Raw genomic sequence first — 25,915 nt, 5'->3', positions numbered from 1 at the left:
TAGGCAATGAGTAAAACCTTTAGAGATTTATCCCTTGAAGAAAAAAGAAAATATATAGAAGTCCGAAAAAGACTTGAGGAAGAAGAAAAAAAGCTTTTAGACATAAGATATGAAAAGGCATTAAATTTAGCAAAAGAAATCTCTGAAATTCTTTATAAAAAATATAAAGCTAAGAAGGTATTATTAGTGGGATCTCTTAAAGATAAAGAATTATTTACAAAATGGTCTGATATAGATTTAGCTGTATCAGGAATATCTGATAAAGATTATTTTAAAGCAATATCTGAAGTTTTATCTTTAAACACAGATTTTAAAATAGATATTATTGATTTGGATAGCTGTGAAGAAGAAATTAGACTTAGTCTTGAGAGAGAAGGTATATTACTATGAAAAAAATGTATTTATTAATTTCAAGTAGGATAAAAAATGAAATTATAGAGATAGAAGAAACAATTAAAAGAGCACAAAAAGCCTGGGAATTAATTGAAGAAGAGGATTCGCTATATATAGATAGTGTAGCACTAAACCTTCATAACTTTTATAGTGGTTTAGAGAGAATTTTTAGTTTAATCGCTAAAGAGATAGATGGGAAAATTATAGAAACACCAGATTGGCACAAAGAACTTTTACTCCAAATGTCTATAGAAATTCCTTATGTAAGACCTGCAATTATTTCTAAAGAGCTCAAAGAAAAACTTGAAAACTACAGAGCTTTTAGACATGTTGTTAGAAATATATACGCCTATAAGCTAAAACCTGAAAAGATAAGAGATCTTATAACAAATCTTCCTATAATATGGGAAGAAACTAAAAAGTATCTTTTAGACTTTTGCAACTTTTTAGAGATGCAATGAATTTACCACTTTATCTATAATATTTTTTGCCTCATCTATATCATCAAAGGATACATCTTTGTGAGTCACAAATCTTAAAGTCTCTTCATCAAAACTTGTAGCAAGTAGTCCATAGTCTTTGAACCTTTTAATCAAATCAGAAGCCTTAAAACCATTTTTTATTTTTACCTTTAAAATATTGGTTTCTGGCTTTTTAATGTCAAAAATTGGTATAGTTTTGAGAAAATCATATAAATTGTAAGCCTTCCTATGATCCTCCTCTAAGCGATCTATCATATTATCTAAAGCCCAAAGACCACAAGCAGCAACAACTCCAGCCTGCCTCAAGCCCCCACCCAACCTTTGCCTATTTTTTCTTGCCCTCTCAATAAAATTTGAAGATCCCACAAGAAGAGAACCCATAGGGCAAGAAAGACCCTTGGAAAGACAAAACATCACTGAATCGGCATATTTAGCTATCTCCTTTGCAGGAACCTTTAAATAAACGGAAACATTAAAAATTCTTGCCCCATCAAGATGAATAGGTATGTTATATTCTCTACTTAATTCATATACCTCTTTCATATAATCTAAAGGAAGTACCTTTCCTCCAGCCCTATTGTGAGTATTTTCTAAAACAATTAAAGAGGTTTTTGGAAATACCTTTCCTTGTGGTCTAATCGCTTTTCTAATCTTTTCTACAGGCATCATTCCATCTTCACCTTGAATAAGGAATGGTTGCACCCCAGCATTTCCTGCCATCCCACCTGCTTCATAATAGTACATATGGGATTCTGCCTCAAGAATAACCTCGTCTCCTCTTGATGTCCAAGAAAGAAGAGCCACCTGATTCCCCATAGTTCCTGAGACTACAAAAAGAGCGGATTCTTTACCTAAAAGCTCTGCTGCTTTTTTTTCTAATAGATTTACTGTAGGGTCCTCACCATACCCATCATCACCTACTTCAGCCAAATACATCGCTTTTCTCATCTCTTCTGTGGGCTTTGTAACAGTATCACTTCTTAAATCAATAATTTTCAATTTTTTCACCTCCCCCTAAAATACTTCTCTTTCAAAAATTTATATCTTATTTTACTATCTTGATTTTTAAAATGAAAAAGAAAATTTGAAAGAATTTAACAAATAGATGATAATATTGCCAGACTATAAATTTATAAGTATAATTAAAATAAAGCTTAATTAGGGGGTGAAAGGATGAACATCGGGAAGACTGACGCCATCATTAGGGTGATCGTTGGTATGATTTTACCTCATCTTACAAAATGGGGAATTGTTTCAGGGACTGCTTGGGGTATAATCTTACATATAATAGGGTTTATTTTAGTATTTACTGCGGCCGTAAGATATTGTCCTCTCTATAAACTTATAAATAAATCTACAGCTTAAAAAAAAGAGGGGGATTTTCTCCCCCCCTTTTAAAATCTATTTATAACTATCTTTCCTGCCTTTTTCTCTTTTAAAAGTTTTAATCCTTCATTTATTTCTTCTAAGGATATCCTATGAGTTATCATTTCTCTGAAAATATCCTCATGTTTTTCTATGAATGTTACAGCCTTTCTAAAGTGTCTTGCATCACTTACCCATACCCCTTGAACATTCAAATTCTTTGAAGAGATATCATAAAAATCTATGGGTATTTTATCTTGAGGTGTAGCAATTCCAACTATTAAATATGTACCACCTTTTCTAAGTAATTTTATCCCTTCAGTTATAGCACTATTAAAACCAGTAGCCTCAATTACCACATCTGCTCCTTTTCCGTATGTTACATCATATACTTTTTTTATTCTTTCTTCCTCAGTAAACTCGTCTCTTTTTATTACAAGATCAATACCTATCTTTTGAGCTACCTCTATTCTTTTTAGGCTTCCCGTTATAAGCACTACATTTTTAGCTCCCTGATACTTAGCTAAAGCAGCAGAAAAAAGCCCCAAAGGTCCTCCCCCTTGAACCACCACAGTACTACCTAACAGGTTATCCTTCAAATAGTCAAAGGCATGAACTGCTGTAGCTCCTGAACAACCAGCTATCACCATTGTTTCTAAATCTACTTTTAAAGAAAGTTTTATGACTTCAGTTTTTTCTTCTAATATTATGTACTCACTAAATGCTCCAAGAAGATAGGGGTATTCCGAAAATGATCTATTAATTCCATAAACTTTTCGGTTTTCACATAAAAATGGCTCATTTAATACTTTACAGTAGAAACATTCTCCACACACAATCCCTCTATTCCAAATAATTAGATCTCCTTTCCTTAATGATACCCCATTAAGATCCTTCTTTTCTCCATTAATTTCTACTACTTCTCCTACCCCTTCATGACCTAAAATTATAGGCAAAGGCACTCTGGGATCCTTTCCCTCTATGATGTGCAGATCTGATCCACAAACACCTGATGCGACTAATTTTACTAAAAGTCCACCAGAAGGAATTTCAGGTATCTCTACACTTTTCAAAACTAAGGGTTTATTAAATTCTTCCAGAACTGCAACCTTAGCCTTCATAGTTTTTAGGTCTTATAGGTTCTTTTATTTCATATTTTAACTCTCCATCTCTTTTATAAAATATTATGTACTTATTCCATTCAGGTCTTTTAGGAAGGAAATCCATAACAGGGGGATTGAACTTTTTAAATCTTAAATGAGGACCTCTACTTTCATCCCTTATTAAAATAGCATTTAAAATTAATTCCGCAATATCTAACATATTTAAAGTCTCATAGTAATAGAAGATCCCATTCTCATCCAAGGAAACACCCTCTTTTTTAATTTCTTTTATTAAAGATATACCTTTTTTAATATCTTCTTCCATTCTAACTAAAAATCCATATTCAGATACAATATCTCTGATCTTTTCCCTAACTAACTTTGAGGGTAAACCCCTTTGAGAAATTCTTTCTTCCACCTCATCCAAATTAAAATCTACAAAATCTACTTTAGAAGCGTATTGAACTGCATTTTCTCCCGCTATTTTACCAAATACTTGAGTATCAAGGAGTGAATTTCCCCCAGGACGATTGGCACCATGTTGCCCACCTGCTACTTCTCCAGCAGCATAAAGCCCTTCTAAACTTGCTCTTGCATCTTCCCTTATTTTTACCCCTCCTTGAAAATGTTGAAGAGCATTTTGTATGAGAAGTAATTCCCTGGAAAGATCTATATTATAATTTTTCAGCCATTCAATAATTGAAGGATTTATTAATTTAAGCCTTTCATAGGGAGTAGTATCTTTAAAAATCTCTTTTCCAATCTTTTCACTCCATTTCAATATTTCTTCTGGAATACTTTCATAAGATAAGTAAGATGGATTTTCCATAAAATTCATATATACTTTGTGGCCTTGTTTTATATGATGATAGACAGCCAAATCAATTACCTTTGTAGGTGATTCGTAAGATACTGGCCAACGAGCTCCCTTTTTAAACTCAAGAACACAAAGATTAGCTTTATCCTCTTCTGAAAGATAATCTAACAAAAATTCTCTACCATTTTCATCCACTATCTTAGGCAAAGCTCTAAACATACTTCCTGATTCAGCAAAGAGAATCTGAGGATGGCATATACCAATCTGCATAAACTCCATATTAACCATTTGAGCCCCAGCTCTTAAAGATATTGCATATCCATCACCTGTCATTTCTGAAGTAAATACATTTTGACGATATAAAGATCCTGCTCCACCTGTAGCAATCACAAAAGCCTTTCCCTTAATAATTATTTTTTCTTGCGTACTCATATCTATAGCTTTTGCTCCAACAACCCTATTATCTTTGACTATAAGATCATAAACCATTACATTTTCATAAGTCTCAATATTTGTTTCTCTTATCTTCTTAGCTAACGCTTTAGCTATCTCAATAGAAGTGTTTGGTCCTACATAACACGCCCTGGGATATTCGGAACCATCGGTAAGAAATTGATCAATCTTTCCATCGTGGGTTCTGACAAAAGGTACCCCTATAGATATAAGGTAGTTAATAGCTTCTTCACTATTTTTAGCCAATATTTCAGCCAGATTGTAATCCGATACTTCTCCTCCGATCTTATATATATCCATAGCATGATAAATATAATTATTTTGTATAGGTAATGTATAGGATAATGTAGCATGAAAAGCCATTCTATCTGAAAAGGCATTAGCAGTTACGCCACCTTTGCCAATCGGTTTCTTAGATAATAAGATAATTTTCAAATTTGGATTTTTTTCATAAGCAGTTAAAGCAGATCTAAGACCTGCCCCTCCAGCACCTATAACTATCACATCACCCTTAATTACTTTCATTGTCTTTCCTCCTTGGTATTATGCGTATTGCTTTTACAGGGCAAAGCTTTACACATAAACCACAACCATTACATAAATCAGTAATAATATATTTTCCATTTTTCTCGATTGGAGCATCATAAATACATACCTTCTTACATATCCCACAAGAGGTGCAAAGATTTTCATCTATATATGCTTCATAAAGATGTCTTCTATCAATATCATTATTCCCAAGAATAACCTTCCCTGAAACTTTCCCCCTAAACTCTAAAGGACTTGTATAATTCTTTTTCTCCATGAATCTCTTTAATCCTTCTAATATTTTTGAAATGATTTCATAACCCATAAGATAGACCACACTGCATATTTGAACAACATCAGCACCAGTTAGTATATACTTAGCCACATCATCTCCACTCCCCACTCCTCCAGAGCCTGCAATTGATAATTTCAAATGAGGACGAGAGGTTGCAATCCATCTCAGAACATAATTAAATGCCCAAGGACCACCATGTCCAGCATAACCACCATGTAAAATAGGCTTTTCTGTATCAAGATCTATATCAAGACCCGTTAACCTATTAAACATAACAACTCCGTTAACCCCAATATCTTCCAAAATTTTAGCTATTGCCAGAGGAGATGAAAGTTGCATAGGCAGTTTTACAATTATGGGAATATTTACATTTTCTCTTACCATTTTCGCCACTCTCAAGATAGTATCATCCACATCTTGTCCTCTAAAGGATATGGATGCATGAGGACAAGAGACATTAAGTTCAAGAGCAGGAGCACCTACTTCTTCCGCCATCTTTGAATATTTAAACCAACCCTCATCGGTTATACAATTTATACTGGGGATTACTGGTATAGATAAGGTATTTAAGGCCTTACTAATCTCCTTAAAATATTCTTCAGGACCAAAAGGGCTTGCCTGCTCAAAGGAATAAAATGTCTGAGATCTAAGAGGTCCCATGGTCCTATTTATTATCTCAAATCGAGGAGTAGGTGATATCCTACATATTTCTTCCTCAAAAAGAGATTTTACCACCACCGCCCCTGCTCCATTTTCTTCACATTTTTTCATATTTTTAACATTTTCTGTAAGTCCTGAAGACGCAATAATAATAGGATTTTTAAGCTTCAATCCTACATAATTGCAAGATAAGTCCATACAAATTTCCTCCTTTATTTCTTACCCCTTAAAGCATTAGATATTTTCTCGCAAGTTTTCAAAAGTTCAGAGAGATACATATCTTTATTTTCCTCTACCGATAAGTAGTATCCAGATATAGAGACTGCAGCTACAACCCTCTGAGAAAAATCAAAGATAGGAGCACCAATACATTTTATTCCTCTTTCATTTTCCTCATTATCAAAAGCATATCCTTGATTCCTAACCTTCTGCAATTCTTCTCTTAATTTATTAGGGTCTGTAATAGTTTTATCTGTTCTTGGAATCAAAGGTACCTTCTTAAGATAATCCTCTATATAATCGTCGGAACTAAAGGCAAGAAGAACTTTACCAAAACTCGTTGAATAAAGAGGCATTCTCATACCTATTCTTGACATCATAGGAAGAGTCCCTGGACCTTCTACTTTGTCAATATACACTCCTTCATATCCATCTTTTATAGTTAAATGTACTGTCTGCTTTGTGTTCTCCATTAACTCAATAAGGTAAGGACGAGCAATATCTCTTAAATCAAGACTTTGAAGAATATAGGAAGAAAGTTCAAGAATTCTAAATCCTGGCTTATATAATCCTGCAGGTGTCTTTCTAACATATCCCTTATCAATTAAAGTTGACAGATAACGATGTACAGTAGATATGTGAAGCCCAATCTCCTCCGATATCTCTTTTAAAGAAACCTCTCTTCCAGCCAAAATTATATATTCAAGAATATCTAAAGTTTGCCCTGCAGATCCAATACCTATTTTAGATTTCATCTTTCTACACTCCATTCATTATTAAAAGATTCTAAAAACCCTTCTAAAGTCTCTTCATCCAATGCTAAAAAGTCACCAAATACACTCATCTTTAGTGATGCTAATATATTTCCATATTTGGCACATTCTTCAAGAGTTTTACCCTTTAAATACCCATAGAGAAAACCAGCAACAAATGCATCTCCCGCCCCAATTCTATCTACCATATCTGTAGATAAAGCCTTTTGAAGAAAATATTTATCCCCATAAAGTACAGAACATCCTTCTTCCCCTCTTGTAAGGACATAAATTTTTTCCTTTCCAAACCTCTTCTGAAGATTATATAAAATTTTATCATCTTCTACATTATTTCCAAAGAGTAACTTGTAATCTTCTTTCTTAATAAAAAGTATATCTACAAAGGGAATCACTATATCTAAGAATCTACGACATTCTTCTACACCCCATAACTTTTGTCTAAAATTTACATCAAAGGATAATTTTTGACTCTCTTTTTTGGATGTACAGATCTTTATCACATTATTTTTACATATCTCACTTAAGCTGGGAGTTATTCCAGTAAGATGAATAAGTTTGGCTTTTTTTAGATAATCAAGATCACTATCAGAAAGAGGAGTTAAGGAAAAAGAAGAATTTTTTCTATCATAAAGCACTTTTATGCCTTTTGTTCTATGATGAAGCTCCACAAAATACATTCCCATTCTTCCTTCTGATATAAGCCTCACCCTATTTGTTCCAACACCATATTTTCTAAGCTCACTTAAAGCTCTATAACCCAAAAAATTGTTAGGAAAAAAAGATATAAACTCAGTTTTTAATCCTAACAAAGAAAGGGAGATAAGAACATTAGCCTCTGTACCACCTATTTCCACGTTCCAAGTATTACTACTTAGAAAAGTACGATATCTCTCAGGGGTGATTCTTACCATCACCTCACCATAAGAAATAATATCCACCATATTTCCTCCCTCTTTCTATGGATTTATTCCCTAAACTTTACTACATACATCTCACTATTAGCAGTACTAAAAGACTCAGATCTACCTACGATCACTACATAATCAAGATCATATATAGCTCCCCAACCCTCATCCAAATCCGCTCCACCAAAAAACTTCTCCCAAATAAGATCCCCATCCTCATTAATCTTCACCACATATACATCACTATTTCCTGCCCCTTTAGAATTAGATCCGCCTACTATCAAATATCCCTTTTCATCTTTAGAAGGCATAATAAGGAAGCCCGTCTCATAACCTTTACCACCATAAGTTTTCTCCCATATTTTGTTTCCATCTTTGTCTATCTTTATTACATATAGATCAGGATTATCAGAAAAAGAATTGGAGTTTCCAACAATCATATAACCATCCCTGCAAGAAGTAATACTGTATGCATAATCAAATCCCTTACCCCCAAAAACCTTATCCCAAATCAAGTTTCCTTTTTTATCCACTTTTATTACATATATATCCTGAGATTCTGAAAAAGAATTAGATATCCCTACAGCCACATAACCATCTTTATCAGACACTACCCCATATCCATATTCACTCATTTTATCTCCAAATGCTTTTTCCCAAAGCTTATTACCCTTACCATCGATTTTTAATAGATAAAGATCATATTGCCCTTTTCCAAAAGAATTAGTCCTTCCAACTATGACAAAATTACCATCAGAATCCTTTGTCACTCTCCAACCTTCTTCAAAACCTTTACCGCCAAAAGTTTTTTGCCATAAGAGATCTCCATTTTCATCTATCTTTAACACATATACATCACTATTTCCTGCTCCCAAAGATCTGGTACCACCAACAACAAGATATCCATCCTCTGCCTCATTTATAGAATAGGCATAATCATCCTTAGACCCGCCATAAAATTTCTCCCAAACTTTTTCCCCTTTTCTGTCTATCTTAAGAATATAAACATCTTTTCCTCCACTACCAAAAGATGAAGTCTCTCCTACAAGAATATATCCATCCTTACTTTTAACTATTCCATAACCTTTTTCACTTTTTTCACCACCATATACACTCTGCCCAAAATCCAACATTTCTTTTTCTTGAGAAAAAGAAATAACAAACAGAGAAAAGAAAGTTAAAAAGAAAATCAAAAACCTTTTCATAAACCCTCTCCTTTAAGGTAAAAGTACCTTCTTTCCTGCTCCTGCTCCTTTTTCCAATAGATATGGAATCACGTCAGCTTCATCTAATTCATATTCATAAGGAATATTAAAGTCCTCCAATTCTTGAGTTATATTATTTTCTCCACATTCCCAGTAAAAATTATTAGACTCTTTTATATACCCATCCTGTGGACTTTCAAACTGAGTAGTCATTGGAATTTTTACATTCTCAAAATAGTTATTTTCTACAATAACTTTTGCCCCCATTCTGGATGCAATACCATAAAGAAGTATATTTTTATAATAGTTATTAAAGATATGGACAGCCCCAAATCTTACAGAAGGATTTCTTGAATTAGTATTTCTAAAGATATTATGGTGATAAGTTACCCTTGCATCTACATCTACCGTAGAGCTATCACTACTACCTACTTGAGTACATTTCCAACTATTCTCAAAAATATTCCATGAAACAGTGACTCCTTGAGATCCTTTGATAATATCTAATAATGCATCAACTCTATCCTTTTCTTTTTCTCTTTCTGGTACCACAATCATATCACTGGTTAATGTGCAGTGATCTATCCAAACGTTTTTAGAGTTTTCAACAGTTATGGCATCATTTTTAGGATTTTCAAAAGTATTTTTAATGGTTAAGTTTCTGATAATTACATTACTTACTCCTTTTAAATATAAGCCCCAGCCAACAATACCTGCATCTTCTGTTATACCAATAATAGTCTTATTAGATTCAATAGTAATCTGACCCTGTTCTTTACTAGTATCTATAATTCCTTTTACAAGAATAATATATGGATCTTTATCTTGTGCATACTTTTTAAAATCATTAATATTATCAACAGTTACAACTTTTCCACCTTGCCCACCTGTTGTCCCTGCCCCAAAACCTACTGGCTTATCATCAAGAGTAAGTATAGTTTCATCTATATTTTCTTGAGAGAAACCAAAACTCATTAATAAAGCAATAATTAGTAATAGAATAAAAAGTTTCTTCATGACTCTATACCTCCTTTATTTTTCTTCAAAATATTTTAGAAATCTTTTTGTACCATCAATCATTCTATCAAAAAGTTCTTTGGCTTTAGAATGATTTAATCTTGACTCTACTAATGGATCATTATAAAAAGCCCTGAAAGCAAGCTTTAGATCTTTTTCCAAAACTGCTTGAAGGATCATTTCTTGATTCATAATATGCCTCAAAACCCATGAATTCACATCATTAGGTAATTTTCCTGCATATATAGGTAGTATATTATCTCTTGTTATATATACATTGGTTTCAACTATCACATCTCTTGGTACTCCATCCATCTGCCCAACATTAGGATAATTAACATTAGTTATGAAATCGGAAAGCCCAAGAAGAGCTTTCATTATTTGGACTCCTACCTCTCCAGAAGGTTTAATAGGAAATTCCATCTCTCCTTTAGCAAGTTTTTGACTCATCTCATAAAGTTCTTTTGCTTGCTGTCTTCTAAAGGATACAGGAGTTAAAGAAAACTTCCATTCTTTTACCTTTTCAGGATTTTCCAAATACCAGTAAGCAGGGAAAAACTCCGCTAAATGCCTATCACCAGCAGCTGCAATTATTCCATATCTTTTATAAAGATCAAATTTTACCCTATTAGCAGAGGCAAAATAATCCCAAGTCCATCTACCTTTCTCTTCTTCATAACCTTCATAATAATATTTCTCGGCAAATTCACCATAAATGGGTAATAGATCCATATTTCTGTAGGAAATCTTATCTACCCATGTAAAATGATTAATTCCTAAAACATTTTGTTTTATCTCAGAAAGTGAGACATCAATATTCTCCTTTTCCTTTAACATGAGAGACAAAATCTTAGGGATTTTAAAAACTTCATGACAACAACCTATTGCTTTTATCTTAGGAAATACTGTATATAGAGTCCTCACACAAAGAGCCATAGGGTTTGTGTAATTAATAACCCAGGAAGTGGGAGAATATTTTCTAATAGCCTCAGCAAATTCCATATATATAGGAATAGTTCTTAAAGCTCTTATAACTCCTCCAGGTCCAGGTGTATCTCCTACTGATTGATAAATACCATACTCCTCTGGAAGATGCACATCTATTTCCATCTCATCCAATGTACCTGGAAGAATGGAAATAACTATAAAATCTGCACCTTCTAATGCTTCCCCTATCTCCTTTACCGCTTTATATCTCCATTTACTTTTAGCAGACTTCTGTTCACTTATTCTATTTCCAATAATCTCATTAATTTTTGCAGCCTCAAAATTTATATCATAAAGTCTCACTTCTCCAGAAAAACTCTCTTCAAGAGCAAGATCTGCCATAAACTTCCAAGCCCAACCCTTAGATCCTCCTCCTATGTATGCTATCTTTACATCATTCATTTTTTTAATTCCTCCTCTCCTCTATCCTCTAAGCCCTGACGTGGTTACACCTTGTACAATATATTTCTGGAAGAATACAAATAATATAAGCACAGGAAGTAAAGATAACGTAGACATAGCAAAAACTGCTCCCCAATTAGTTACTGCAGAAGGATCTGAAAAAGCTCTTAACGCTACTGAGACTGGATATTTTTCAGGACTATTTAAATATACCAAAGGTCCCATAAAATCATTCCACGCCCAATAGAAAGAGAATATGGTAGCGGTAGTAATTACTGGTTTTAAGTTGGGAAGAATAATATGATAAAAAATACCAAATCTTCCTGCCCCATCAATAAAGGCAGATTCATCAAGTTCCTTAGGTATTCCTCTAACAAATTGCATAATCATAAATATAAAGAAAGGCCCTCCAAGAAAAGCTGGTACTATAAGAGGTTTAAATGTATTTATCCATCCAAGTTTAGAAAATAAAATATACCTGGGTACAATCTGAACCTGCATAGGAAGCATCAATGTAAGAATTATAGTAGTAAATATGATTTTTCTTCCTGCAAAAGGAATTCTGGCAAGTCCATATGCTACAAGAGTTGAAGATATAACTGTTCCAATAGTATTAAGACCTGCTAATATAAAGGAGTTTTTAAAGAATGTAGCAAAAGTTATACCACCAAATCCCCCCCATCCTTCTATATAGTTATTTATTGTAGGTTCCTTAGGTATAAGATTTAAAACATCACTAAAAATCTCCCACGGCTGTTTAAAAGAACTACTTAACATCCACAAGGCTGGATATACCATAATGAAGGCAAGAAAAGTAACAAAGGTATAATAAATTATATTATTCAAAGTTTTCCTTTTCACTTATACTCCCTCCTCTGCTTCATAATAAACCCAACGATTAGAGGTCTTGAAAATGATAATAGTAAATAAGCCAACTAAAGCTAACATAAACCAGGCAAGGGCTGAAGCATAACCCATTTCAAAATCATTAAAAGCCTTCCTATACATGTAAACTGCATAGAACAAAGTTGAATCTAATGGACCTCCCTGAGTAATAATATAGGACTGTGTAAAAGCCATAAAACCATGTATCATCTGGTTAATAAGATTAAAAAGAATAACTGGTGTAATCATAGGAAGAGTAATAGATGTGAGTCTTTTCCAAAAACTTGCACCATCAATAGTCGCAGCTTCATAAAGCTCAGTAGGAACCTGTTTTAACGCTGCCAAAAATATTAACATGGGAGATCCAAACTGCCAAACTGCAAGTAAAATAAGAGTCCATATAGCAGTACGAATATCTCCAAGCCAGTTTATACCATGAATTCCAAAAATAGAAAGAAATGCATTAACAATTCCATCATATCCCCATATCTGTCTCCAAACTACCGCTATAGCTACACTTCCTCCAATAAGAGAAGGTATATAATAGATAGCACGATATAAATTAAGAATTTTACTTTCTTTCATACTAAATATAAGAGCAACAATAAAAGCAAAAATAAGCCTCAATGGCACCTCGAATAAAACATATTTAAAAGTTGCTTTTGTAGCACTCCAAAATCTGGGATCTTGAGTAAACATTCTTATCCAATTCTGAAAACCAATCCATCTTGGTGAAGTCAAGATGTCATATCTGGTAAACGAAAGGTATAAAGAAGTTACAAGGGGAAAAATTATAAAGGCAATAAAACCTATCAACCAAGGACTTACAAAAATATATCCCATAAGTAGATCATGTTTTTTCTTTTTAGTAAGTTTTTTCATAAATCTCTTATTACCTCCTCAAAATATAATAGGGAAGGGAGTTTGCCTCCCTTCCCTAAATAAAATTTACTTACCTCTTTAATATCTGTATTACTTGTTCTCTGAACTTCTTTGCTGCTTCTTCTGGGGTAATCTTCTTATACATAATCTGGTCATATAGAGGAGTGTAAACATTATTATAAATCTCTTGCCATCTTTCAGGATCAGGTGCTGGAGTTGGAGCTCCATATTTTTCAACTATAGATATGAAATTAAATATTTCTTTCTCCACTGGAGAAAGAAGAGGTTTTAGTGCAAGTTGTACTCTCTTGGAAATAGGTACTCCCCTTTCTGCCATTAATATCTTTGCTGCTTCAATATCATTAATAAAGAAGTCTATAAAAGTTGCAGCTTCTTTGGGATATTTAGTTTTTGCATTTATTGCGAAAAACATGGAAGGCTTTAAGAAATTACCTACTTTTCCTTTAAGTGTAGGAAGCATATAAAGTCTTAATTGTTTTCCTTTTAAAGCTTTACTCATAGCAGTAAGCTGGTTACTCCATGTAAATTGCATAGCAGATTTTCCAAGACAAATGAATCTTTGCTCAGGGCTTACACTTCCTCTTGCTATTTCTACATCTCTTGATGGAATTACACCCTCATCTTGTAGTTCAAGAAGCATTCTATAGAAGTTGGCATAAACATTATCATCTTCATATCCAAGAGATTTTCCATCGTCACTAAATAGATAGCCACCATTCTCTATAGTCCATACTCTAAATACATTATGGTCTCCTAAGTTTTCTGCTGCTCCATATATTCCAAGTTTTCTATGAATTATCCTTGCAATTCTCTTGAAATCTTCCCATGTCCATAAAGTTGGAGGTAAAGGTACACCTGCTTTTCTGAAAATTTCAGGATCAATAGCAAATGCTTGAGAGTTATTACCCAAGTTTATAGCATAAAGTTTTCCCTTTAACTTTCCTGAATCTACTATACTTTTTGCTACATCCTTGAGATTTATCACTCCTTGGGCTACTAAATCATCCAAAGGAAGCAAAAATCCTTTTTCTACCCATCCCCTTAAATAGGCATGATCCTGTTGCATTATATCTGGTAAATTACCACCGGCAGCCATAGTAGTAAGCTTTGTATAATACTCTGACCATCCAGTATACTCAGCTACTATCTTTATGTTAGGATACTTCTTTTGGAATAAATCAATAACTTTTAAAGTTCTATTATGTCTATCCTGAGAGCCCCACCAAATAATTCTTAAAGTAACCTGCTGTTGAGCTGGAGAAATGGCTAATAAGAAACAGACTAAAACTAATAAGATCATCAGTAATCTAAAATTTCTTCTCATTTTTAATCCCCCCAAACTAAGTTTTTTAATAAAAGAAAATCAAAGCAAAGCTAAAAATTTTTTTATTTCTTTATACACCTCCTTTGTATATTATGAAATTCATTTGTATTATATTATAACCATATCATTAAAATTTTTCAAGCAAATTTTAAATTAAGGTTAAAAATCCCCTTGAGAGTTGAGTTTCGTAATTAATACATCTCCTAAGGATGCTCCCCAAGATCTGGTTAGTCCAGCCAAAATATATCCATTATCCTCTGTTTCTATTATTGTTTTACCATCATCATCTCCGTCTCCATCGTATACTTTTTGCCATAATAAGTTACCATCAGAGTCTAATCTAATTAAATATACAGCTGTTCCGGTAGTTCCAAATGATCTTGTACTTCCCGATATTATATATCCTCCATCTGATGTTGTTCTTATACATCCACCTTCATCTCCCGAATCTCCACCATAATACCTTTCCCAAAGCATATCACCATTAGGATCAACCTTGATAATATAAACATCACTATAGTTACTATAAGAAAGTGTAGATCCAACTAATATGAAGTTTCCATCCTTTGTCTTCTCAATTCTATTTCCCACATCATCTTTTGTTCCTCCATAAGTTTTATACCAAATTACATTTCCATTCTTATCAAATTTTACAAGTACTACATCCTTACTCCCATTACCAAAAGACATAGTATATCCTAACACCAAATATCCGTCTTCTACTTCTACTACCGAACTTGCCTCATCAAAATTCCTTCCACCCCATGTTTTACTCCATATAAGATTTCCATTAGGATCTAATTTGAGAACATAAAAATCAGAGTTTCCTTGCCCAAAAGACCTTGTCCATCCCACAAAAATATAATTTCCATCACTATCCTCAATAACCTGTCTTCCGCCATCCATATCTATTCCACCGAAATTTTTAGCCCAAGCAAGATTTCCTTTTGCATCATACTTTATTGCAAAAAGATCCTTTGAAATTCCTGTAGCATAAGAATAGCTTTCACCTAAAAGTAAAAGTCCTCCATCACTAGTTTCTATTACACTTTGAGCATTATCATCTCTTTCACCAAAAAAGAATATCTCCCAAAGAATATTTCCCCATTTATCAATCTTTAGAAAATAAAAATCATCTTCTCCATTAATATTCTTAGAATTGCTCATTCCTGCAAGAATGTAATTTCCATCCTTTGTTTTTATAATATCATTAACATATTCATTGCCTGAATATCCATGAATCTTTCTCCAGGTAGTTTTAGGAGTAAAATAAGTACATCCTGAAATAAAAATAATCAGAAGTACTACAAATAACATCTTCAAATATAGATATCTTTTCATTTTGTTACCTCCTTTTAACCAATAAAACGACAAGGTTTCAACGGGGAGTCCCTAAAAGGACCCCCCTATTATTACTCATACTTAACTATAATCTTTCCAGCTCCTGCCTTCTCTAAGATTACGCTTGGCAGGTTAATAGGATCTTCAGGTGAGTAGTTATAAGGTATCCAATTGGATATATTTAGCCACTCATCTGCTCTATCTCTGAAATCGTAATTAATACCATCTGTCAGTTGATCTAAAGTAGGTAAGTTTTTCTGAGGAGTACCACTCTCTATATAGATATTTGTATCTCCGTTTTCTGGATCCTCTTTAGAAAAAACAATAAACCCTGGAGGAGAATTATATGTACCTGAGGCAGGAATCTGAACTCTCTCAAAGTAATTATATTCTACAAGAGCTCTTACAGCACATGTACCATTAGGACCAAGCTGAACATCAGTATAATAATTATTGAAAATATGTACTATTCCATACCTCATTCTGGGATTTCTTCCAGCGGTACCATTGAAAAAGTTATGATGATAAGTAACCCTTAAATAATCAGCATCATCTGATAATTTATCATCACTCCCTACTATACTCACACCTTTTGCTCCTACATTCTCAAATCTATTCCAAGAAAGGGTTACATAATTTCCTTGTCTTGTTATATCTACATTACTATCAACAGCCGATTTAAAAGTGCAATGATCAATCCAGATATTTGAGGAACCCCACCATATAGATATATTATCATCAGGAGCATTTTCAAAAGTTATATTTCTTATAACAATATTTTTTTCTGGATCTCCCTGTCTTCCAATTCTTATACTTATTCCAGAAATAGTTGCACCATCTCCAAGCCCAAGTATAGTTTTATTAGATGCAATATTAATTGTATTTAAATATTTGGGATCTATAAGATAATAACTTGGAGTATATGTTATAGTACCATCCACAAGAACAACTCTTGGAGTATCATCAGCATGATAAACAGCATCAAAAAATTCAAAGTAATCATGTACTACAACAACTTCTCCCCCAGCACCACCAGTAGTCCTCTGCCCAATAGTTGCAAAACCAATCATAGGTTCATCATATCCTTCAATTGTTATCTTTTTAGTTGTAGGTTGTCCTCCAGTAGATGGAGCTCCACATCCTGCTATTACTAAAATGAAAAGAAATATTAAGATTAAAATTAGATATCTTTTTAAACTTCTCATTTTGATAAACCCCCTTGTTTTCAGAAACTTAGTGAAACTACATCCTCAAAAGTTAAAGGAACAGTAGTATCAAACCATCCATACCCAAAGTTCCAATTCTTATAGATTCTCAAGGTATTAGAGATTTTTCCCATGGTATAACTTAACCTAAAATAAAACACATCGTAATCTCTGAAAGAGGTATATCTTCCATACAAGGTATCTATATTACCAAAATTCTGAGGAGGCAAAGCAAGTGAAAGATACATATAGTTAGCAGAATCAGGAGCCAAGAAATAGGCACCATTTAAAGTCATTTTAGGTACAATATCTTTTAAATCAAACTCTAATTTATATCCCCCATCACCTCTATAATATCCTGACAAAGTTAAATTTGGTATAGGTTTCAAAGATCCACCAATAGCCCATTGTCTTGAATTATTCCCATATTCAAAGAACAAATTTAATAATGATAATGGAGATACTTCAGCTCCCACAACATATGTTTCAACCATGTTAAGCATATCTTTGTCGTATAAACCATAAATATTCAATCCCATCAACTTCGCAGAAATAGGGGAAGTCTCAATCTTAAGGGTTAATCTTCCAAGATTAAAATCTACATCAGATTCAATTTGCCTTGGAATATAGGTGGCAGTAAATTTTATGGGTTTATTCAAAGATACTTTAACTCCATTAATTCCTCCTAACCTACTGTATAAAAGAGAATCAAAAAGTGCTCTTGTTCCCTCTATATTTAAGTAATATTTAGTAAAATACACATTTAAAGCTCCTAATAAATTTGAAATATTTAAATAGCTTCTCCAACCTCCATCTCTTATATCAAGATAAGCATCAATATTAGTTTCTTTATAGCTAAATTGTAGAGAATAATTAGGATTAAAATTGAGCTTTTTAGAATCAGGATAATATTTTGTAGAAAACTCTACTTTATTATAGATATTAACTTGGGCAAATGCAGGTCCCAAAAGCATTAATAATATTATTAAAAATATTATTTTTCTCATATTTACCCCCCTTTCATTAGCCTTCCTAATTCTCATAAAGATTTAAAATAAAACTTTCTACATCCCAATTTCCCAAAAAAATCTCTTTTGAATATAGAGTTATATCATCTCCTTCAAGCTGTCGCCGTTTATTATTAACAACAGCCCCCGGACCATAATTTTGATACTCAAAAAATCTCTCTGTATCTGGATAGAACCAAATAATCTCACCTGTATTAGGATCCTTAGAACTCATCGCAGTCCATCCATCAAGATGGATATGTTGATCTAAATAGCAATTTCTAAATACCACATTTGAATTAACACTATAAGGATCTGAACTAGGGTGCCATGGTCTTCCCAAATATACTGAATTAGGTTCTGTAATATTTGTTAACAATTTACAGTTAATAAACAAAAATCCCAGATTTCCAATCTTTGTACTTGCTGCCGTAATGTAACCCTTTGGTGTTATTCCAGGACGATCTATAGAGAAAATTACACAATTTTCAAAAACTGCTTTTCCATCTCCAAAAATAAAATCCACATCTCCTTCTATATAACAATCAACAAAATAATGGATTCCTCCTCTTACATATAAAGTATCTTGATTTCCAATAAATTTACAATTTTTAAAAACAGCTTTATTTGATTGGGTAAGAACAGCTACCGCCTGCTTACTTGTAATAGTAGTATTAAGCTCATCAAAAGAATTTTCAAATGTTATATTTTCTGCTGTAAAACCAGTTGCACTACTATTTATAGTAACACTTGCACTATTTGATGTTCCTACAGTACCTCCCCCCGGCAATGGTGTTCCTGCAGCAAGATCATAATAAATTTTTGTTGTATTAACATCTTCACCTATCAAACTAACATTGGGAAATCCAATATTAACTTTTTCATAATAATCTCCGCTTCTGACAAATACATATACTCTTTGGTTATTGTAATTACTCTGATTTAGCATTATATAAGTAATAGCATTTTTAACACTCTTAAAATACTTCCTTCCATTTATTTCCATTCCTTCTTCACCTTGATAATTCTTGTCAACCACTATTTGAACTTTCGGAAGAAATAGAATATTTTCATATTTATATTCCAATATTTCACCTTTCTTATTTCTTATCTCAATTCTCAAAGAATTACCCCTCGACTTTTCAAATGAAAATTGAATAGAGTTACTTACTTTTCCTTTTATTTCTTTATCCTTGTATACTTCCTTGTCATTCAAATAAAGGCTTAAATAAGCATCTTGATTAGGTATAACTTCTATAACATATGGATTATCTATCACCACAGATTTTGGAGAATTATTTATAATTACATTAAATTGCTCCTCAATCTGTTCAGCAGAACATCCAGTTATTATAAAAACAGAAATTATAAATATCAATAAAAAGATTCTTCGAAACATGTTATTTTGTACCTCCTGTAAAACCTTCTAAAATGGAGAGGGCTTATTCTTGAGCCCTCTCCATACACTTTTTTTAAGGATTCAAATTGAAACCTTCAGGAAGTTTTACCTCATTTGGAGCAAAGGCCCCCTCAAAGGTCCAGAATATCCAGTCAAGCTGACTTTTATACAAGTTAGAAGCTGAAGTTGAAGTATCACCAAGCCTCATAAACTGAGGATCAGGTGGAGTAGAAGGAGCAGCATTTATAATACCTTCAAGAACTGGAGTAGAATTATTATCTACATATAATTTGGCATATAAGCCATCTACAGTGTAATTTACAGTAAACCAATATATATGCCAATCGGTAGTAGTCATGGTATAGGAAGCTAAAGTTGATGTCCCATTTAATATTCTCACTTGAGTTGGATTAGTTTGAATCTCAAAACCTCCTCTATATAAAGCGGTCTGAATATCGAGGGTCCATGCTCTTGTCACATTTGTTCCTACATCTCCTTTAGCTTTGAGTACTATTGTCATACTGAAGGAATTTGGAGCACAAGCTTCAAAATTATACCTGAAACTTGGTGTTGCACCAGCAGTATATGTAGTATCAAATATTAAGATTCCATCCTGTACTGTACAGAAGTTTTGCATCGGATAATTTGCATTTCCATCTATCCATCCACTTGGAAATTCAAAAGTGTTAGTCCAATCATGAGTGCCCCATGTAGGTGAGTATAATGGTACTATAGAAACTTCATTGGAATAATCACTATCTCCTGCAGAGTTATATGCCTTTACTCTGTAATAATAAGTTGTACCTGGAGTTAATCCTGTATCGTTATATGTATTTACATTTGCACCTACTGTTGCTATTTCAGACCATTCTCCATCTAATGTTTTTCTTTCAATCTTAAATCCTTCTTCATTATTAGAATTATCTTTCCATGCAAGTCTCACTTCGGTACCTGAAACAACTTCTGCAGTCAAATCTGTTGGAGCATTCGGTTTAGTAGGCTGTGGTTGAGGCTGTTCTGTTTTAGGAGTACATCCACTTACTAACAAGATTATTAAAATAACAATCAAAATAAGACTTAAATTTCTTACTTTTTTCATAACTTTTGCCCCCCTTAAGAATTTATTTTTCAAGAAAGAAAATATTTAGTAATTCACACCCCCTTTCTTTTAAAAGTTAATCTTTCCAACACCTGCATATTGAGTAACAATTTCTTTTACCTTATCAGCTGGCGTAATAGTATAGTTATAAGGAGGAGTATAAGAACATGTAGAAGTTGTAGGCATACTACCTGAACAGTTAACAAAAATATTACCTACTACATCCCAAAATCCAATTTCTTGACTGTCCCAAGATCCTATAGGATTTCTTACATTTTCAAAATAGTTATGCTCTATCCTTAATTTTGCACCCATTCGTGAATTAATAGCTGAACTTGAAATATCTTGATAATAATTACTATAGATATGCCCTTCCCCAAATCTAAAACTTGGTAATCTCGAATTACAATTTCTAAACCAGTTATGGTGGTAAGTAATAGTCCTATTGTAATTATCAGAATCAGAACTTCCTATTAGACTTGTCTTCCAACTATCATGAAAATAGCACCAAGAAATAGTAACATAATCTACAGCCCCATTAATATCTAAAAGCCCATCGTAATAATCTTTATCAATCCCTTGGAATTGATTATAAAATTCACAATGATCAATCCATATATTTCTTGAAGGACCTTCAATTGTAATACAATCTGGTCCTTGACTTGCTATATTAGGGTCTTTAACATGATGAATCCTAAGATTACGAATTATTATATTGTTAGCATTATTAATTTTTATTCCAACTCCATTTAGTTCCCCATTTGTACCTACGCCAATAATGGATATTCTTGACACATTTTTTACATATATCACATACTTTCCTGAACTATTTTCTGGAGTTATAATTCCATTAACATATATTATCCTTGGCCCTCCTTTATTTATTTCATTTTGCAAGCTAATTCCATCACTTACATAAACAACCTCTCCTCCTTCACCACCTGTAGTACCCCCACCTAAGGTTGCAAAACCTATTAATGAGAAATCAACACCATTATCAATTGGGGCAACAAAAACAAAAGCTACATTAGAATATTCACTCTCTACATTTGAATAATATGCCTTTACCCTATAAGAGTAAGTATTTCCACAGGTAACATCATTGTCAACATAAACATTAATATCTGAGGTTACAGATCCTATTTCTATCCAATTACCATTATCATTTTTCTCTATCTTATATCCTTCCTCTATCTCAGATCTATCTTCCCAAATTAACTTAACCTTTCCATCCGATGTTACACCAGCCGATAGATTAGTAGGAGCAATAATAACGGGAGTAATACAAACAAACTCATTTGAATATGAACTACTACCATAAGCATTATATGCTTTTACTCTATAATAGTATTTCCATCCTGGAGTTAAACCTACATCAATATAACTTGTAATATTAGCTTGAATATTCTTAACCTCTTGCCAAGTATCTCCCTCTTTTTTTCTTTCAAGAATAAATCCTAATTCATCATTAGATTTATCTTCCCACATTAATCTAACCCTTACCTCAGATAGAACTAAACCAGTTAGATTTTTAGGTGGATTAGGAACACTTGTAGAAACATTATTAACTTTCGGTGAACATCCACTTGAAAGAATGAACATGAAAAATAATAGTAAACCAACTTTTATATTTAAATTAGCAACTTTAAACTTCATTATAAACCCCCTTTGCACATTATACAATAACATTGCATTTTAGTAACAAAATTATATACTTATGAATTTTTTAAGTCAAGAAAAAAATAAAAGATATTCAGAGTAATATATGGATATATAAAATACTTTAATTATAAGTTTATAAAAAATTCAATATTTTGTTATAGCAAAAAAAGGAGAGCCCAAAAGGCCCTCCTCTAATAAAACTATACTCTTTTAAATCAAAATATTAGAACTTTAATTCTGCAGAACCCTCCCAAAGTCCGTGAATATTACAATAGGATAAAGCAAAAATTTTTCCATCTTTTTGAGTCTTAAAAACAAATTCTACTATTGGATCTGTGTAAACAGTACTTGTATCTGGACCCTGTGTGGATGCCCCATGAGATGTAAATTCAAATCTTCCAAGCTGATATGGATACTTCTCTCCCTCTGGCAAGAAATATACTTCAATCCAAGCAATAAAATGAGAAGATGTATTGGGATGTGGAATCTCTTTTCCTACAGAAACCCTTACTTTAACCCCTTTTTCTCTATCCTTTTCAAGTATATCTATCACAGGAACATGTTTTTCTCTTGTCCAGTCGGCTTCTTGTAAAAGTTCCTTCAATTTTTCCATAATTTATCCCTCCCAACTTAAAATTATTATATTTTATTTTATATCTTTTTGAGAGGGATTTCAATCTAAAAGAAAAAGGTTTCTTAAATTATATTTGTAATCTCCTTATATCTCTCATACATTTTTTGCCATTTCTCAGTATCCTTTGGATAATAAGTTTTCATATCAGAAGAGGATTCAATAATTTCTCTTGCTTTTTTTATATCTTTTATTGCTCCCTTTGTTATAGCTTGTACTACTATATTCCCTAAAGAAGTTGCTTCAACAGGTCCAGTAATAACTTGTATACCAAGAACATCAGCAGTAAATTGTGAAAGTAATTGGTTTTGTGAGCCTCCTCCCACAATATGTAAAACTTTGATCTTCTTCTTTAAAATTCTCTCAAGATCATCAAAGACCTCTTTATACCTAAAAGCAAGAGATTCCAATATACATCTTGCTATTTCTCCTTTTTTCTCAGGTATACCTTGATGGGTTTTATAGCAATAATCTTGAATTGCTTTTACCATGCTCGGTGGATTTAAAAACGATACATCATCAGGGTTTATAAAATATTTAAAGGGTTCTTCCTCTTCAGCCAATTTAGTAATCTCAGAATATGATAGGTCACACCCTTCTTTAGCCCATTCTCTTTTTACTCTCTGTAAAAGCCAAAGTCCCATTATGTTTTTCAAAAATCTATAAGTCTTACCATAACCACCTTCATTAGTAAAATTTGCCTTAAAAGATTCTTCATTTATAATAGGTTCTTTAAGTTCAACCCCCATCAATGACCATGTTCCTGAACTAATATATGCCCAATCTTCACCTTTTCCAGGAACTCCCACTACAGCACATCCTGTATCATGTTCACAAGGGGCAATTACAGAAACATCCTTAACATTTAATTCTTCTTGAATCCCTCTGTATAACTTACCTATCTCTGTACCAGAAGGAACTATAGTGGGCATTATGTACTTAGGAATATTAAATTTATTCAAGATTTCTTCTTCCCAATCATCTTTAAAAGGATTATACATCTGAGAAGTAGTTGCAATAGAGAACTCAGTTATCATCTCTCCCGTCAACATAAAATTAAATAGATCAGGCATAAATAACAGTTTATGAGAAGAATTAAAGAGAGAAGATTTTTCATGCACCATACTATAGAGTTGAAATAAGGTATTAATTTGCATTATTTGTATTCCTGTCAATTTATAAATTTCTTCTTTAGACATTACTCTAAAAGCCTTTTCAAGAATCCCATCTGTCCTATGATCCCTATAGCATACAGGAATCCCTGCTAAATAACCTTCCTTCGTAACCAATCCAAAATCTACACCCCATGTATCTATCCCTATACTTTCTATATCTTTATATTTAGAAAAAGCCTTACTCAAACCCTCTTTAATATCTTGAAACATCTGTGTAACATTCCAGTAAAGTCTCCCAAGAATATCAACAGGCCTATTTACAAACCTATGAATCTCTTCAAGAGTTATTCTATTATCCTTCAAGGTTCCCAACATAATTCTTCCGCTTTCTGCCCCAAGATCAATAGCAATAAACCTTCTCTCTTTCATATTTATCACCTCATACTCTCTCTTTAACAACCTTTTCCATATAACCACTTTCTCGAAAAGTCTTCAATGGATCAAGAGGAACTCCCATTTCTTCTCTTACTTTATAAATTAATGGCATAACATCAGTATCAAAGGCTTTTACCAAGGTATTTTCTGCCATGACAATATCACATTCCTCTTGATATTTTCTTAACAATTTTCTGTTTACAATTAAAGCTTTTGCATAAGTTTTAAATATATTTTCAACACTTTGTATCATCTCTTCTATTTTGTTCTTAAGGTTGTGAGATTCATCTATCATATATGCAATATTCATCTTTAAACCATCTTCTTCCGCAGAAACCAGTTCATTAAATATCAAAAATAATTCATAAGGATTTATAGAGCCAGTAGTAAGATCATCATCTGCATACTTTTTATTGTTAAAATGGAATCCCCCAAGTTTTCCTTCATCTACAAGAATAGCAACAATCTGCTCTATATTTGTCCCGAGAGGATGATGTCCTAAGTCTACAAGTACATAAGCCCTATCTCCAAGCTTTCTTGAAAGAATCATTGCTGTTCCCCAGTCAGGAATATCCGTATGATAAAAAGCAGGTTCAAAAAACTTATACTCTATAAGAAGCCTCATATCGGAATCCAAATAAGAATATACTTCTCTTAAGCTTTCTTCTAATCTATGTTTTCTCTTTCTAAAGTCATCTTGCCCAGGATGATTAGTACCATCAGCAAGCCAAAGGGAAATATCTTTAGATCCAAGTCTTTTAGCTATTTCTATGCATTCTTTAATATGATTTATAGCCTTCTCCCTTACTTTTTTATCAACATGAGTTAAACTTCCTAACTTATACTCATCATCTTGAAATAGATTTGGATTAATTGCACCTGGTTTAACTCCAAGAGATTCAGCATATTTTAATAGTTCATCCCAATCATCATACATATCCCATGGTATATGAAGAGCAACTGTAGGACATATTCCAGTTAATTTATGCACCATAGCAGCATCTTGCAACTTTTCCTTTACATTTCTTGCAGATCCTTTTTGCTTAAATGCAGCAAATCGGGTTCCAGAATCAGCATAACCCCAAGAAGGAGTTTCGACCCTAAAATTCTTTAACTTCCTCTCAACCCCCTCTACATCTATACCTTCATCTTCTAACATATTCCTTAAAATCTCATACCTTTTTTCATAATTTATCATAGTATTACCCCCTATATATTTTTATTTTTCTATTTATTTTTTCAAATTTAATTTTCATTTTTTATTGTTTTTATGTTTTATTTTTATCACAAAAAAAAGTTATGGTC

The 25,915-nt window shown here is 32.8% G+C and carries 24 protein-coding genes; 3 read left to right on the top strand and 21 right to left on the bottom strand.

Going from position 1 to position 25,915, the window contains the following annotated elements; translation table 11 throughout:
- Nucleotides 1–6 precede the first annotated feature (6 nt).
- Both ACY3JM_RS02535 and ACY3JM_RS02530 read left to right on the top strand, forming a co-directional pair.
- The gene (locus ACY3JM_RS02535) at nt 7–390 is read left to right on the top strand and encodes a nucleotidyltransferase family protein (protein ID WP_463111622.1); all 384 of its coding nucleotides are present in this window, start codon (nt 7–9) and stop codon (nt 388–390) included.
- Nucleotides 387–854, top strand: a complete 468-nt coding sequence (locus ACY3JM_RS02530) for a ribonuclease toxin HepT-like protein (RefSeq protein WP_463111621.1) — start codon at nt 387–389, stop codon at nt 852–854. Before ACY3JM_RS02535 ends, ACY3JM_RS02530 begins: the two co-directional genes overlap by 4 nt.
- Here the strand turns inward: ACY3JM_RS02530 and ltaE are convergent.
- Complete coding sequence (ltaE, locus tag ACY3JM_RS02525; RefSeq protein WP_463111620.1) at nt 840–1,874, bottom strand: low-specificity L-threonine aldolase; 1,035 nt, start codon at nt 1,872–1,874, stop codon at nt 840–842. The two genes, ACY3JM_RS02530 and ltaE, sit on opposite strands and share 15 nt — an antisense overlap.
- A 174-nt stretch (nt 1,875–2,048) precedes the next feature.
- On the opposite strand from ltaE, the gene ACY3JM_RS02520 reads away from it, so the two are divergent.
- Nucleotides 2,049–2,240: a YgaP family membrane protein gene (locus ACY3JM_RS02520; RefSeq protein ID WP_463111619.1), complete on the top strand. Its 192-nt coding sequence runs from the start codon at nt 2,049–2,051 to the stop codon at nt 2,238–2,240.
- Nucleotides 2,241–2,269: 29 nt separating this feature from the next.
- On the opposite strand, the gene ACY3JM_RS02515 is transcribed toward ACY3JM_RS02520, so the two are convergent.
- From ACY3JM_RS02515 to rhaI, 20 genes are all read right to left on the bottom strand, one after another.
- On the bottom strand, nt 2,270–3,361 hold the full coding sequence (locus ACY3JM_RS02515) for a zinc-binding dehydrogenase (RefSeq protein ID WP_463111618.1): 1,092 nt from the start codon (nt 3,359–3,361) through the stop codon (nt 2,270–2,272).
- Nucleotides 3,351–5,138, bottom strand: coding sequence for an FAD-binding protein (locus ACY3JM_RS02510; RefSeq protein ID WP_463111617.1), 1,788 nt, complete (start codon nt 5,136–5,138; stop codon nt 3,351–3,353). Before ACY3JM_RS02510 ends, ACY3JM_RS02515 begins: the two co-directional genes overlap by 11 nt.
- A complete protein-coding gene (locus ACY3JM_RS02505) occupies nt 5,125–6,294 on the bottom strand; it encodes a 4Fe-4S binding protein (RefSeq protein ID WP_463083219.1) in 1,170 nt (389 codons plus the stop codon). Before ACY3JM_RS02505 ends, ACY3JM_RS02510 begins: the two co-directional genes overlap by 14 nt.
- A 14-nt stretch (nt 6,295–6,308) precedes the next feature.
- A complete protein-coding gene (locus ACY3JM_RS02500) occupies nt 6,309–7,070 on the bottom strand; it encodes an IclR family transcriptional regulator (RefSeq protein ID WP_463083218.1) in 762 nt (253 codons plus the stop codon).
- Nucleotides 7,067–8,029, bottom strand: a complete 963-nt coding sequence (locus tag ACY3JM_RS02495; protein WP_463083217.1) for a sugar kinase — start codon at nt 8,027–8,029, stop codon at nt 7,067–7,069. The genes ACY3JM_RS02500 and ACY3JM_RS02495 overlap by 4 nt, the downstream gene beginning before the upstream one ends.
- Nucleotides 8,030–8,052: 23 nt before the next feature.
- Complete coding sequence (locus ACY3JM_RS02490; RefSeq protein ID WP_463111616.1) at nt 8,053–9,198, bottom strand: hypothetical protein; 1,146 nt, start codon at nt 9,196–9,198, stop codon at nt 8,053–8,055.
- 12 nt (nt 9,199–9,210) lie between these two features.
- Entirely contained in the window at nt 9,211–10,215 is a 1,005-nt protein-coding gene (locus tag ACY3JM_RS02485; RefSeq protein WP_463111615.1) for a pectate lyase family protein, read from the bottom strand.
- Between the two features lie 15 nt (nt 10,216–10,230).
- Entirely contained in the window at nt 10,231–11,604 is a 1,374-nt protein-coding gene (locus ACY3JM_RS02480) for a family 4 glycosyl hydrolase (RefSeq protein ID WP_463111614.1), read from the bottom strand.
- A gap of 21 nt (nt 11,605–11,625) precedes the next feature.
- The gene (locus ACY3JM_RS02475; protein ID WP_463083213.1) at nt 11,626–12,465 is read right to left on the bottom strand and encodes a carbohydrate ABC transporter permease; all 840 of its coding nucleotides are present in this window, start codon (nt 12,463–12,465) and stop codon (nt 11,626–11,628) included.
- Nucleotides 12,466–13,371: a carbohydrate ABC transporter permease gene (locus ACY3JM_RS02470; RefSeq protein ID WP_463083212.1), complete on the bottom strand. Its 906-nt coding sequence runs from the start codon at nt 13,369–13,371 to the stop codon at nt 12,466–12,468.
- Nucleotides 13,372–13,441: 70 nt separating this feature from the next.
- Nucleotides 13,442–14,716, bottom strand: a complete 1,275-nt coding sequence (locus ACY3JM_RS02465; protein WP_463111613.1) for an ABC transporter substrate-binding protein — start codon at nt 14,714–14,716, stop codon at nt 13,442–13,444.
- A gap of 159 nt (nt 14,717–14,875) precedes the next feature.
- Nucleotides 14,876–16,057: a hypothetical protein gene (locus tag ACY3JM_RS02460; RefSeq protein ID WP_463083210.1), complete on the bottom strand. Its 1,182-nt coding sequence runs from the start codon at nt 16,055–16,057 to the stop codon at nt 14,876–14,878.
- A gap of 71 nt (nt 16,058–16,128) precedes the next feature.
- Complete coding sequence (locus ACY3JM_RS02455; protein ID WP_463111612.1) at nt 16,129–17,262, bottom strand: pectate lyase family protein; 1,134 nt, start codon at nt 17,260–17,262, stop codon at nt 16,129–16,131.
- 20 nt (nt 17,263–17,282) lie between these two features.
- Nucleotides 17,283–18,269, bottom strand: coding sequence for a hypothetical protein (locus ACY3JM_RS02450; protein ID WP_463083208.1), 987 nt, complete (start codon nt 18,267–18,269; stop codon nt 17,283–17,285).
- A gap of 25 nt (nt 18,270–18,294) precedes the next feature.
- A complete protein-coding gene (locus ACY3JM_RS02445) occupies nt 18,295–19,668 on the bottom strand; it encodes a pectinesterase family protein (protein ID WP_463083207.1) in 1,374 nt (457 codons plus the stop codon).
- 73 nt (nt 19,669–19,741) lie between these two features.
- Nucleotides 19,742–20,767 (bottom strand): fibronectin type III domain-containing protein, encoded by a 1,026-nt coding sequence (locus ACY3JM_RS02440; RefSeq protein WP_463111611.1) that lies wholly within the window; start codon nt 20,765–20,767, stop codon nt 19,742–19,744.
- A gap of 69 nt (nt 20,768–20,836) precedes the next feature.
- Entirely contained in the window at nt 20,837–22,423 is a 1,587-nt protein-coding gene (locus ACY3JM_RS02435; protein ID WP_463083205.1) for a pectate lyase family protein, read from the bottom strand.
- A 229-nt stretch (nt 22,424–22,652) separates the two neighbouring features.
- Nucleotides 22,653–23,042 (bottom strand): class II SORL domain-containing protein, encoded by a 390-nt coding sequence (locus tag ACY3JM_RS02430; protein ID WP_463083204.1) that lies wholly within the window; start codon nt 23,040–23,042, stop codon nt 22,653–22,655.
- Between the two features lie 83 nt (nt 23,043–23,125).
- On the bottom strand, nt 23,126–24,604 hold the full coding sequence (gene rhaB, locus ACY3JM_RS02425; protein WP_463111610.1) for a rhamnulokinase: 1,479 nt from the start codon (nt 24,602–24,604) through the stop codon (nt 23,126–23,128).
- Nucleotides 24,605–24,614: 10 nt separating this feature from the next.
- Complete coding sequence (gene rhaI / locus ACY3JM_RS02420; protein ID WP_463111609.1) at nt 24,615–25,808, bottom strand: L-rhamnose isomerase; 1,194 nt, start codon at nt 25,806–25,808, stop codon at nt 24,615–24,617.
- Nucleotides 25,809–25,915: the final 107 nt, after the last annotated feature.

Source organism: Dictyoglomus sp. SSW (assembly GCF_055181335.1).
Note: the sequence above shows the minus strand (reverse complement) of the source record. Positions and strands in the feature narration are given on the sequence as shown.